The organism is Lysinibacillus sp. FSL R7-0073 (assembly GCF_038009065.1).
Taxonomy (GTDB): Bacteria; Bacillota; Bacilli; order Bacillales_A; family Planococcaceae; genus Lysinibacillus; species Lysinibacillus fusiformis.
Genome location: NZ_JBBPAS010000001.1, coordinates 2092164 through 2104768 on the forward strand (window position 1 = coordinate 2092164; position 12605 = coordinate 2104768).

Annotated in this window: 12 protein-coding genes, 1 pseudogene and 1 other annotated feature; of the genes and pseudogenes, 8 read left to right on the forward strand and 5 right to left on the reverse strand. The window is 35.5% G+C overall.

Translation table 11 applies throughout. The annotated features are described in order from the left end of the window. Window positions 1-11: 11 nt before the first annotated feature. The 3 genes from MKY88_RS10220 to MKY88_RS10230 all read left to right on the forward strand — a co-directional run bounded on the left by MKY88_RS10220 (window position 12) and on the right by MKY88_RS10230 (window position 3620). Entirely contained in the window at window positions 12-908 is an 897-nt protein-coding gene (locus MKY88_RS10220; protein ID WP_328203353.1) for a hydroxymethylglutaryl-CoA lyase, read from the forward strand. 1040 nt (window positions 909-1948) lie between these two features. Continuing rightward, entirely contained in the window at window positions 1949-2911 is a 963-nt protein-coding gene (locus MKY88_RS10225; protein ID WP_340813551.1) for a helix-turn-helix transcriptional regulator, read from the forward strand. A 76-nt stretch (window positions 2912-2987) separates the two neighbouring features. Then, window positions 2988-3620 (forward strand): type 1 glutamine amidotransferase family protein, encoded by a 633-nt coding sequence (locus tag MKY88_RS10230; RefSeq protein WP_328203357.1) that lies wholly within the window; start codon window positions 2988-2990, stop codon window positions 3618-3620. A gap of 409 nt (window positions 3621-4029) precedes the next feature. Here the strand turns inward: MKY88_RS10230 and MKY88_RS10235 are convergent. Together MKY88_RS10235 and MKY88_RS10240 are read right to left on the reverse strand one after the other, a co-directional pair. Then, window positions 4030-4229 (reverse strand): annotated as a pseudogene (locus tag MKY88_RS10235) (hypothetical protein); the annotation flags it as partial. A gap of 79 nt (window positions 4230-4308) precedes the next feature. After that, window positions 4309-5331, reverse strand: a complete 1023-nt coding sequence (locus MKY88_RS10240) for an MBL fold metallo-hydrolase (RefSeq protein WP_340813552.1) — start codon at window positions 5329-5331, stop codon at window positions 4309-4311. A 167-nt stretch (window positions 5332-5498) separates the two neighbouring features. On the opposite strand from MKY88_RS10240, the gene MKY88_RS10245 reads away from it, so the two are divergent. Together MKY88_RS10245 and MKY88_RS10250 are read left to right on the forward strand one after the other, a co-directional pair. After that, on the forward strand, window positions 5499-6557 hold the full coding sequence (locus MKY88_RS10245) for a fumarylacetoacetate hydrolase family protein (RefSeq protein ID WP_328203360.1): 1059 nt from the start codon (window positions 5499-5501) through the stop codon (window positions 6555-6557). A 43-nt stretch (window positions 6558-6600) separates the two neighbouring features. Then, entirely contained in the window at window positions 6601-7176 is a 576-nt protein-coding gene (locus tag MKY88_RS10250; RefSeq protein WP_328203361.1) for a TetR/AcrR family transcriptional regulator, read from the forward strand. Between the two features lie 422 nt (window positions 7177-7598). On the opposite strand, the gene MKY88_RS24555 is transcribed toward MKY88_RS10250, so the two are convergent. The 3 genes from MKY88_RS24555 to aspS all read right to left on the reverse strand — a co-directional run bounded on the left by MKY88_RS24555 (window position 7599) and on the right by aspS (window position 9705). After that, complete coding sequence (locus MKY88_RS24555) at window positions 7599-7691, reverse strand: DUF2196 domain-containing protein (RefSeq protein WP_372427985.1); 93 nt, start codon at window positions 7689-7691, stop codon at window positions 7599-7601. Between the two features lie 96 nt (window positions 7692-7787). After that, window positions 7788-7982: a hypothetical protein gene (locus MKY88_RS10255; RefSeq protein ID WP_291758896.1), complete on the reverse strand. Its 195-nt coding sequence runs from the start codon at window positions 7980-7982 to the stop codon at window positions 7788-7790. A gap of 430 nt (window positions 7983-8412) precedes the next feature. Further along, window positions 8413-9705, reverse strand: coding sequence for an aspartate--tRNA(Asn) ligase (gene aspS / locus MKY88_RS10260; protein WP_340814817.1), 1293 nt, complete (start codon window positions 9703-9705; stop codon window positions 8413-8415). 105 nt (window positions 9706-9810) lie between these two features. Next, window positions 9811-10024 (reverse strand) — a binding site (T-box leader). A 382-nt stretch (window positions 10025-10406) separates the two neighbouring features. Here aspS and MKY88_RS10265 point away from each other — a divergent pair. From MKY88_RS10265 to MKY88_RS10275, 3 genes are all read left to right on the forward strand, one after another. Continuing rightward, entirely contained in the window at window positions 10407-11042 is a 636-nt protein-coding gene (locus tag MKY88_RS10265; protein ID WP_340813554.1) for a histidine phosphatase family protein, read from the forward strand. Window positions 11043-11243: 201 nt separating this feature from the next. Further along, window positions 11244-11399 (forward strand): hypothetical protein, encoded by a 156-nt coding sequence (locus MKY88_RS10270; protein ID WP_328203368.1) that lies wholly within the window; start codon window positions 11244-11246, stop codon window positions 11397-11399. Between the two features lie 564 nt (window positions 11400-11963). Next, on the forward strand, window positions 11964-12557 hold the full coding sequence (locus MKY88_RS10275) for a TetR/AcrR family transcriptional regulator (RefSeq protein ID WP_328203370.1): 594 nt from the start codon (window positions 11964-11966) through the stop codon (window positions 12555-12557). Window positions 12558-12605: the final 48 nt, after the last annotated feature.

Here is a 12605-nt window from a genome sequence, read left to right on the forward strand (position 1 = left end):
AGTGTATCTTTATGACTTTACCAAAACAAGTGGAAATAAGAGAAGTTGGTCCGCGTGACGGCTTACAAAATGAGAAATTATTTATTCCAACTGATTTGAAAGTGCAATGGATTAACTTAATAAGTGAAACAGGCGTCCGCCATATTGAAGTATCCTCTTTCGTTAGCCCAAAATGGATACCAGCTTTGGCCGATCATCATGAAGTGTTCGAGCAAATCACACGTAATGATAAAATAACGTATGCAGCGCTTGTCCCTAACTTAAAAGGGATAGAAGGGGCCATTCAACAAAAAGTTGATGAAATAGCTTTATTTATTTCTGCCTCTGAAAAGCATAATCAAAGTAATTTGAATGCTTCCATTGACCAATCTTTGCATCACCTAAAGGCTGTAGCCGAAGCAGCTAATCGTGAAGGTATATCGTTAAGAGGCTATATTTCAACCGTATTTGGCAGCCCGTTTGGTGACGAGGTGAAAATTCAAACAGTCAAGAAAATAATTGATGCCTATATAGAAATGGGCGTTTCAGAAATTTCACTGGGCGATACAATCGGTGTAGCAGACCCTGTACAGGTGAAGGCTATTTTATCAGAGCTGCTCGCTCAATACGACAGTAATCTGTTTGCCCTTCATTTTCATGATACGTATGGCCGTGCTTTAGCCAATATATTTACAGCTCTTGAACTCGGGATCACAAAATACGACAGTGCTATTGGTGGCTTGGGTGGCTGCCCTTATGCCCCTGGTGCAAGCGGCAATGTATCAACAAATGATTTAGTGAATTTCCTGCATCGTTTAGGCGTTCAAACAAATATTGATGAAGAAAAATTGTTTACCGCAACGCGATTTTTACAGCAGACAATGAACAGGCAGCCTGATAGTAAAGTTTATAAAGTGCAAAGTAAATAGGATGTGGGATTCGACCTGAGCCCCCAATTGTTAGAAACACTCTAATAGTTGGGGGTGCAGTTTTTTTAGGAAGAATCTATTGCTAGGTAAAATTAGAACCTGTTCTAGTTAAAGAGAAATCGGTAAATGGAATGAAAAATACGACATAACGACATAGAAGCTATTTTGAAATCATATATACAGACAACCATTTTAAACTAAACGTGCTAAATTTTGATATTGCACATGGTACGTCCTTAATTGGAATTTCAGCGATTTTTTATCGTTTTATTTACATCACCACATTACTTTGTTGACGTTGACTTGTTTGCTTATTCTTGTGAGTTTTAAGCGTTTTGGTAGCATCCGTAAATCAAACTTACAATCGAAGCTATTTTCTTTTTCATCATACATACTTCCTTTCTTTTTAACTAAAATCACTACGGAAACGGTTCAACTTATATTGCCTTTTGGTTAACCAAATTTTTCGCTTGTTAAATGATTTTTTACCAAATACTATTCAAAATATTGTGAACTGACCCCCCGCGGGTTAGACAAAACAAAAAAGCATCTTCAATTTAGGATAATGTATCCTAATCTATTGAAGATGCTTATTTTTATGGGAGTGGGTTATCCGTAAGTGTCACTTTATTCGATAAATTGCATCTGATTGAAGGCGTTATTTTGCAATCCAAGTACGCCTTTTCTATAATACAAGGAATTAGGTTCTAATAGTTATGTACGTGATATAAACTATGACGTTCACTCTGGAATTTTAACAATGGTAAGTTTTTCAATTAATAATTAATTGTATTTTTATAAAATTTCTTTATTGTTAAATTGATAGTTTAAGATACTAAAATCGAATTTTTATAGTTTAAAAAATTGTAATTTTTAATGAATATAGATGAAGAATTATACTTAAATTAACTACACGGAATAGTCTAATTCATGGAAATGAGTTAAATTCTAATGATAAATACTGTAAAATTTATTTATTACTAATTTAGTAAAATAAACTTATATGATAGATAGTAAATTCCAAATAGAGGTGGGTTTATATGCCTAAAATTGACAATATGTTAGCAATTCTATGGATGCTTAGTTCAGGTGAAAAAATTACTGCAAAACAAATTGCAGAAAAGTTAGAGATGAATATAAGGACTGTTTATCGTTATATTGATACACTTTCAACAAGTGGTGTACCTATAATTTCAGATACAGGGCATAACGGTGGATATACTTTATTAAATAATTTTATTGAAGCTCCTCTTTTTTTTGATTTTGAGGAGCAAACTTCACTATTTCACGCTGCTGTTTTTGCAGAAGAAGCCGGATATTATGGAGGTGAAGCACTAAGTAGGGCCATTTCAAAACTAAGTAAATACTCAAATCATGAGCAGCAAACAAAGATAAATCAACATTTAACAAGTCTTGAAGTAATAAGTCGATTAAGTTCACTCTCTATGGAACCTTTTTTGAAGGAGTTGGAGCAGGCCGTAGCTGACGGGTACTCAGTAAAAATTCTTTACCATAAAAGTGGCGAAAATCAATTAAATTATAGATTGGTCGATCCGTACAGAATTATTTATTGGAATAATAAGTGGTATGTGATTGGATTTTGTCATCTTAGGAATGATATCCGTAGTTTTAAAGTAGATCGAATAGAAAGTCTAATGCTAACCGAAAATAAGTTTAACCGACCAGAAAATTTTTCAGCACGTGACTTTTTTATGAAAAACCTCCTTCCAACTATAGAAGATAAGGAAGGGATTACTTCTTTAGTTATTAATGGGAATACAGGGACGTTGGGAGATATTTGCCAACATTGGTTTTTAGGACATTATTTACAAAAACGTACTTCAAATCAAGCAGTATTCCTTCTTGAAAAGGATATAATACATACATATGTACCATATTTACTTTTACCGTATGGTAAATCTATTCAAGTTATTGAGCCAATAAGTCTTAAGAAAAGACTTATTGAAGTTCTGTCGGAATTAATAAAATTTCATCAAGTATAATACAACTTCCCTGACGTTAGTTGTCAGGGAAGTTGTATTATACTAGGTATATCAATTGGGATTGGAGTGTTATTGAATGCAAACAAAAAAAGTGTATCTTTATGTATTTAATACAATGTCAGACTGGGAATATGGATATTTAATTGCTGAACTAAACTCGGGAAGATATTTCAAAAAAGATTTAGCCCCATTAAGAGTAGTTACAGTAGGCGCTAATAAAGAAATGATTACTACAATGGGAGGACTGAGCATACAACCCGATATTTCTCTTGATGAATGTACGCTTGAGAGTAAAGATCTTTTAGTCTTACCTGGTGGGACTACTTGGAGAGAAGATATTCATCAACCTATCTTAAAAAAAATTGGCGTAGCTTTAAAGCTTGGTACTATTGTTGCTGCAATTTGTGGTGCAACTGAGGCCCTTGCGAATAGTGGATACTTAGATTCTAGAAAACACACAAGCAATGACTTAGAGTATATTAAAATGGTCTGTCCTAATTATAAAGGAGAAAAATTTTATGAGATGGGACCTGCGGTATCAGGTGAGAATTTGATTACTGCATCAGGGGTAGCACCTCTGGAATTTACGATGGAAGTACTGAAAAAGTTAGATGTATTTACACCCGACACATTACATTCATGGTATAAGCTAAATAAGACTCATAAACCCGAATACTTCTTCCAGTTAATGAATTCAATAAATAGCTGAGCTAAAAAATCAACTTAGCAGTTTTATATTCGTTCAAATAAAAATAATGAAGTAACTGAAAAGCTCACTTTCTCTATTTTGTTTTGCAGAGAAGTTGGGCTTCTTAATTTGGAATTTCCTTATCGTTGTAAATCCGCATTTTCCTGAAGCTACCCCTTTAGGAGAGTGTGATTTATTTTAACCTCAGGCCCATAAGATATTTCATAGGTCATTCGATCCTGCCCTACTAACGTGGGGTACAACCAGTCTCTGCAAGTGCAATTGCTGCGGAACGCCTGAATGCAGAAATTCCAAGAGAGTTAACAGAAGTGAAATCTATCTTTTGAATGAAGATTAATTTTATTTTAGGCAAGTTTATACTTAAAAAAGTGTCACTTTAGGTGTTGTTTGCATTTTAAATATAAAAAAGCTATCCAAAGGGGATAGCTTTTTTATATTTAATTCCGATAACTCTAAACTATCTTGTGCTGCTTCAACAACTAGTATTAAGATGATTAATTTCAAGTATTCTTTTAATCTGAGAAGTCTAAAGCTTCCTCCTGTAATCTTAATAATACTGGTAATTGCCTCGTAATCAGAAATATTTTCAAGCTTTATAGAATTTCCTAACAGTGAGACAGGTAGTTATTTCCTTGTATTATTTGTGGTAAGAGATGTACGAATCCAATAGCCTATGCAGATGCATACTCTATTCTTGCCACACGCTCATAGGGTCCCATGGCTTGATTCGATCGCCATATTTCTCGGATAAAAAAGCTTTCATGTCTTCCAGTTTTGTAGGAACCTCGTTCCAATTTGGAAGAGATGGCAACCCGCGTTTGCTTTTTAAGAGAATATCCACCGTAACATACAAACGTTCTGGCTGAATCCAATGAAGGAAGCGAGAAATGTCGATTTCCTTAGTCAGGGACAAGGAATCAATATCGTCATTGTAATGCTTATTGAACTCGCTTATCAAGTTCAAGAGGTAGTCTCTCTGTTCCTTCACGAAGTCCAGGCCGCATATGGCGCCATGTCCTGGAATAACGATTTCAGGTTTAATGTCATCAATAATGCGATCAAGTACTTTAATCCAGTTGAGGGTTCCTTCTTCACTGTATGCCGTACAACCGTTAAACACGACATCGCCGGCGAACAGCACTTTTTCTTTTGGCATCCACAACAGCAAGTCACTGTCAGAGTGGGCCGGAGCTACATTGTAAATCATAACTTCTGTATCGCCAAGCCGTATGTTGATATCATCCTTTATCTCAATATTCGGGTGCACCCATTCTACGCCCTCCAGGTCGAATCCTTCAAATTCCGCCGCAAAAAACTGCTCTCCCTGAGTCGATTCCGGAGAATTCTTCCCTCTTTTGATGACGCTATCCATCCAGGCGATATTTTCAGTAAGACGCTCTCTGGCCGCTTCCTTGTGCATAATAATGCAGGCTTCTTCAAACACTTTGTTCCCCCAGGTATGGTCGCTGTTATAGTGCGAGTTTACTACATAGGCGGGAGAGCCGCCATTGCTTACTTCCTTAAAAGCATCTCGCATTTCTTGCGCATGGAACAGATCAAAGAACGTGTCATACACCAGACCTTCACCTTTGTTGATAAACCCAGCATTGGCCCAACTGATGCCACGATACGGCGAAATACCAGCAAAGACGCCATCTGCGACTTCAAAAAATTTAACCCGAGGTTTTTGAATAATACTTCTATACTGCATAACAATTCTCCTTTGCATATATGTTTTTTGGGGTTAGTCACACGGACTATATCTTTATTATAGAGAATGGAAAATAAAAAAGCAAGCGAGCACTTGCGTGCATTCGCGCTATGTAATATGATAATAACTGAACAACATCACACTACATGGATGGAGGCGCTACAAACATGAAACTGGTAACCTTTCACACCGAAACTTCGAAGGAATATTTTTTTGGACTTGTCATTAACGAGAATTTTGTCGTGTCTTTTGCCGCAATCATGAAAAAGCAGGGGACATTCGTTGACAGTCTACAAAGTATGGACAGCTATCTACAACATTTGCCGGCAAGCTATACTGCCGCTAATGAGCTGATGCAATACGCTGTTAGACATCCGCATCAATTCAATGAAAGTGAAATCTGTCCAATTGCAGCTGTAAAACTGCTGCCGCCAATTCTGAACCCGGCTGCGCTTATTGATTTCGGGTTGACGCCAAGACATCTGAGAAATGCTGGCGTAAATCTGCTGCAAAGAGAATACACAGGAGCGGAAAGAGAAGAGTTTAAACAAAAAATTGCGGAAAAATTCCAGCAAGAACCGAATAAAGTAACTTTCAGTTATTACAAGTGTAACCATAATGCATTGATTGGCGATGGGGCTACAATTCATTGGCCTTCGTATTCTTCTTACCTGGATATCGAACCGGAGCTGGCCTTTGTTACAGGGAAGGGGAACTGCATTGCTGGTTATGTTATTTTTAACGACAGTACTGCTCGCGATGTGCAGTGGCCAGATTTTCAGGCGTTGACCGGACCAACGCGGTGCAAAGATTTTGATTACAGCAAAGGAATAGGACCATTTCTGGTTACACCGGATGAAATCGATAACCCGCTGGCACTGGATGTGGATGTACGAATCGGAGAGAGACTGCACTGGAAGGGAAGCACATCCGAGTATTCCGCGCACCCTGCAAAGGTGATGGAGGAGGTTCTCAAAGTTTTCACGCCGCTCCCGGGCACGATTATAGGAATGGGGACGATACCGGATTGCTGCGCAATCGAGACCGAACAATGGCTGTTGCCCTCTGACCGAATCCAGATTACGTTCGATAAATTAGGCACGCTCACGCAATTGGTGCCTGATAATGTCAAGATTACAGAAGCAAGTCGCTGGGAAAAAAGAAGTGATTTACCTTTAAACGTTTACGAAGATGATGAACCCCCGAACCCTATTGTATATATATAATTTGATGTATAATAGGTTTAACATATGCAAAAGGAGTAATACAATGCGTACTTCAGACAGAATCATCGAAGCCGCGACACGGCTCATAAAAAAGAATGGCTATCGGGGAGTAAGCACTAAAGCCATTGCAGCGGAAGCTACAGTCAATGAATCTACAATTTTCCGGCATTTTGGAAGCAAGCAAGGCATACTGGAAGCCATCATTGAAAAGCATTCGGATATCCCGCAATTTGAGAAGCTGTTAATGGAGGAAGCGACCGATAATCCGGAAGTTGATCTGCTGAATGTAAGCCAGCAGTACCGTTTGTTTTTCCATAAAAATACGGATATTATTTTGATTGGCATCCGCGAAAAAGGAATATTTCCTGAATTAGATAGAGTGCTGGCCGAACCGCCGGTGAAGCTGCACTCTTTGCTGGTTGAATATTTTGAACGACTACAGAAGAAAAAAATCATAGCCAGTCAGGATGCGCGTCTCGCCGCCATGTCTTTTCTCTCGACGTGCTATGGCTTTCAGATGAGCGAGCTGATTCACCAGCAATATCAGTCCCAATTCGTCACAGAGGAAGAGTTCTACAAGTACATTGTCTCATCGTTCGTTAAAGCAATATTGTCTTAGTCATAAAAAGCCTGTAGCAGTTTATAAGAATTCTTATGGGTATGCTTCACTAGATGAAAATAAAAGAAGTGTATTTCAATTAAGTGAAATTATTAAAATTCAATAGATATAATATTTTAATTATCTAGTATAATAAAGAATTTTCTGAAGTCGAAATAAAATTACATTATAAAAACATGAGACAAATAATAACATCATTGGTTGTTGAAAAACAGGGTAATGCACCTTATCAATTCAACGAAGATAGTTAGTTGCATTGTAGAAATGGGTTGAATGTGTTAAGTAACAATAAAGTCATAAAAATTTTTAAAGTTATTTATTCAACAAACGGAGCATTTAGCTAAATCAAATATAATGAAAAGAATAAAAGAAGTGAAAAAGCATACAGGGAACAGTTTACCCTTGAATGTTTTTCACTTCTTTTATGTAGAGTAGATTTCCTGTATGCGTCCAACCTGTACATCTGTTAGTCTAACTTTAATACCGTGGGGAAGGGTGCCTGATTTGTTAAAAATATCTTAAATGATAGCTCTGGTAATTGTCCCTTTTTAGAACCTTTAACCATATTAACAGCTTTTCCTGTTATATGTCTTTCTGATATTGTCCGTATATTAGACACCCATTTTTCTACGGGTATTGCTTGTTTTTTTCGTTTGCTGGCTTTTCATTTTTTTTGTTGAAAGGTCGTGATTCATTTTTCCTTGATTAGCAGAGGAACGGTTCTTTTTGTTTTCAAGCTGCTGTTTCACTGCCTCTTGCAGGCTGATTTTTTTTGGGGGTACTTCAGATTGATTATTCTCGGTCATTGGAAATGCTCCTTTTTGAATATAGTAGTTAGTCCAGTATAATCTATTTTTTATTATTTGTGAAACTTTCCACTTTAACTTACAACAAGTAAAGATGCTTTTTTACTAACAGTGCAGTTTAGTGGAATAATTTATATGGAGTATTGTGGTAATGTAAGGTTGTAAAGGGGGAAATCTAAAGGTTGAAAATGCTCAATCAAACAGTAATTCGGTAATTTTTTAACTATTGGTATTCTATCAATCCTAATACCCAAGGCCATATTCATGAATAACTGATTAGACTGTATACCAAAGATATTGTGAACAAATGTACTTAAGCTACAAGGCAGGATAGTAGTAGTTTTCATTATAAAAACAAGAAAACCCACTATATTTGAAGTGGGCTGAATTATTATTGAAAAGATCCAACAATCCAAGCTTAATAGACCATTCAAGGTGTTAATCGATTGATGTCTCGTGGAAAAGCACTTGCCTCCCGAACGTTCGTTAATCCAAGGAGTTTTGCAGTTAAACGTTCTAGTCCAATAGCAAAACCTCCATGCGGTGGAACACCATATTTAAATGTGTTTAAATAATTTTGGGAGTTTTCCTCGTTAAGTCCTTTTTCTCTGAATGATGCTACAAGCATTTCATATTCATGAATTCGTTGGCCTCCAGATGTGATTTCCAGACCTTTAAATAAGAGATCAAATGACTTGGTTAATCCGTTTTCCGCAGGCATTGTATACATGGGTCTATTTTCTTTCGGGTACTCTGTAATAAAGACAAACTCACTTCCCGTCGTTTCTTTTATATATGTTGCAATCAGTTTTTCTCCTTCGGTATTTAGGTCACCTTCTGGCATTTCTTTTTTAAAACGATTCTTTAAAATTTCTCTTGCTTCATGTAATTTTAGTTTTGGAATTTCAGTAATAGTTGGCATCTCAATATTCAAAAGCTTTAACTCGTTTTCATTTTTTTCTTTTACTTTCTCAAACATAAATTTTATAACTTGAGTTTCTAGCTCCATTAATTCCTCATACTCTTCAATAAAAGCCATTTCAAGATCCAGAGAGATATATTCATTTAAATGTCTTGATGAGTTGTGCTCTTCTGCACGGAAAACAGGTCCAATTTCAAATACATACTCAAGACCTGAAGCCACCATCATTTGTTTATAAAATTGAGGAGATTGTGCAAGGAATGCGTCTTTCCCAAAATAATTTAAATTAAAAACATTGGCGCCACCCTCCGCACCTTGAGAAACAATTTTTGGTGTAAAAATTCTGATAAAATCCATATTTATTAAATATTCACGAAATGCCTCTTCAAGAGTTGCTTTTATTTTAAAAATTGAAGCGATTTTTTCATGACGGAGTGATAATACTCGATGATTTAAAAGGTTCTCAAGTCCTGTGTTTACTTCTTTTTTATTTACCTCAAAAGGTAGTAAATCATTTTTGTTTATCACTTTCACTGATTTTATTAGCAGTTCAACGCCAAGTACTGTGTTATTTGTTGGAACGATTGTTCCGATAACTTCTATAACACTTTCTGTTTCTATAATGACGCCAGCAAGTTTTCCTTCTAAAACACATTGCAGTTCACCAGTTCGCTCTCTTAGTACTATAAAACTGATATTTCCAAGATGTCTTATTTTTTTTTCCCAACCTTGGACTTTTACCATTTCTCCCACTTTATTAATACACTCTTTGGTAAGTGTACGTTTTTGATTTGTATGCATGATTTTTCCTCCTAAATTTTTTAACTTTTTTCTTTTATCATCATCGTCATCATCCACGGACACTCACCTCCTTTAAATATAAAAAGCTCCCGCCCCTGACAATTTGTCAGGGACGAGAGCCTATCTCGCGGTACCACCCTAATTGCTGCATACACAGCCAACTCAAAGCTTTTTAACGGTTGCAAACCGTCTATCCTTACTTTTTTCAGGATAACACTCACAGGTGTCTTTCAATCATTATTTAACACAATCTTTTCAGCTACCGATTGCTCTCTTTCGTTAAAGGGAATGACATACTTAGCCTGTTCTTCGTTTTTTAAATATTTAAAAAACATTATACCCATACTTTTTTTCATTTTCAATAAAATTGTTAAATTCCACTACTAATTTTAGGTGGTTTTTGGGGAACCATTTGAATATTGTACTGTTACAATGGGGTCAAGGTCAGGCAGAGTGAATAAGCTAGTACTGCCACATCAGAATGTGCTAATAGCGATAATCGAATAGAGGAGTATCTTTTTTGAAACTTTGCTTCTTCAACAATCGGGTGCAATTCTTGAATTGGAATTGTCCCTTTTTCAGTAATAGGCTATTTAATGAAATAAATATTCTAACTGAATTAGATATTTTTGTGATTGGAAGGGAAATTTGTAAACTTTGAAGAAATAAAAAGTATGATTTATTCGGGGAGGAATTAAAAGATGCAAAAAACTACATTGTACATAGTAAGGCATGGACAAACAGAATGGAATGTCCAGAAGAAGATGCAAGGACATAGGGACTCAGCATTAACGGAATTAGGAGAGTCACAAGCTCAATGGCTATATGAATCCTTAAATAATGTTGAATTTGATGGAATATACACAAGTTCAAGTTTAAGAGCTGTAAGAACTGCAGAAATAATAAGTGGAAAACAAAAAGTAGCAATCATTAGATCCGACCAGTTAAGAGAAATAAATTTAGGAGAATGGGAAGGTCGAATACAAGAGGACATTGAGAAAAAAGATCCCGAACGATTCAAATCTTTTTGGAAGACTCCTCATCTATTTAAATTAAATTCTGGTGAATCTTTTGTCGAAGTTCAGAACAGAGTACTACCAGAGCTTAAAGATATTATTAGTAATCATATTGGAAGAAACATATTAATTGTAACGCATACTGTCGTTGTAAAAATATTAATGGCTTATTTTGAAGAACGTTCTTTATCAGATATATGGAATCCTCCTTACATTCACCCAACATGTTTGTGTAAGGTAGTGATCGAGGAAGATAAACCATTCATTTGTCTTCATGGAGATATCTCACATTATAAACAACAAATTACTGAATCATATTGATGATGGAACATTTACCGTAGACACTTTTGTTGATTTTCCACAATCGGGCACTTTACTTGAAGATCATTGTGTTTTCAGAATTAGGAATTGCAATTGGAGATAGTGCATTGTGGGGTTAAGGAATTGGATATAAATGTATATTTGAAACTAAATGGTTACAGTAGTCGTATAAGGTATTATCGATTAGAGGAGGTCGGAAAAATGGATTATACTAAAATCTATAATGAGGAACTGATTGCCTTAGTAAAAGAGAAAATAAAGTCCGGCGGTGAAATTAAAGCGGTGAAGTTTGTGAGAGAACAAACAGATATGTCTTTAATACAGGCAAAAAAATTTGTGGATTTTTGTAAAGAATAGACATAAAAACTAGAGTCACTAAACTGTGGCTCTAATTTTTATTAAAAGTATCTTCCATAGTTATTGAACTACTAAATAAAAAACTTCGACAGACGTAAACTACGATATGTTTCTGTCATTTTTTTAGAAAAAGAGATTTTATTAAAACCTAAAATAGATATAAAATATATGAGAAAACGCTAGATATAAAATTTTTGAATAATTTACGCTCCTTACATACTCTGCTCAATTTGTTAATGAAGCATTATCAAAAGTACTTGGTAATTTTTTATTTGCTAAATGCAGTTAATATGTATTTATAAATGGGGAATATCATTTGCTGTTAGCTAGAGCATTCTGTGAACATAAAATATCTTTAAAGAAAGAAATTCTTTTCATCCATAAAGTTTGATTCAAAATCCAGTGTTGATATGCAGGATGTTTTTGTTAAACAAACGGGCCAGATTATGGAGTGACTCAAAAGAAAATAGAACTTTGTATAAAATTTTGTTAATTAGTTGTTGAAATAATATTCAAGTTCTTTTATATTAAAAGAGACTGAAGGGTATCTTTTTGGAGGTTTAAATGAAAAAAGGTGAATTAACTAGGCGCAATATTATTCGAAAATCTTCTACGATTTTTAACAAAAAAGGTTACATGACAACTACGATGAGTGACATTATTCAGGAAACAAATATTCAGAAAGGGGGGATATATCGACACTTTAAGGATAAAGAGCAGTTGATGGTTGAGTCTTTTCATTTTTCTACTGAAATCATGCAGGAGCATTTAAAGATGAGTGTTTCAACACACGAAAATGCAACAGATAAATTAATCGCATTTGTGGAGGCCTTTTTACAATTAAGTTCAGGTAAACCCATAGTAGGTGGGTGTCCTATTTTTAACGCAGCTATAGAAATGGATGATTTAGAAGGGAGTATATTACTGCCATCGATCAATGAGGCAATGGATGCGTTGATAATGTGGATAATGAATATTATAGAGGATGGAATTAAGCATCAGGAGTTGAAGCAGTCAGTGGAGCCATACGACACTGCGATTTATATTGTGGCAACACTTGAAGGTGGACTCGTATTAGATCGATTAAAGAATGAAGGTCAATTAACAGAAGTCATAATAAATAATTTGAGGCAATATATTGCATTGATTGCTAACTAGCGGCAATAAAGCCGTCTTTTTTATAATCAAAAAGAGACCAAACGGTAT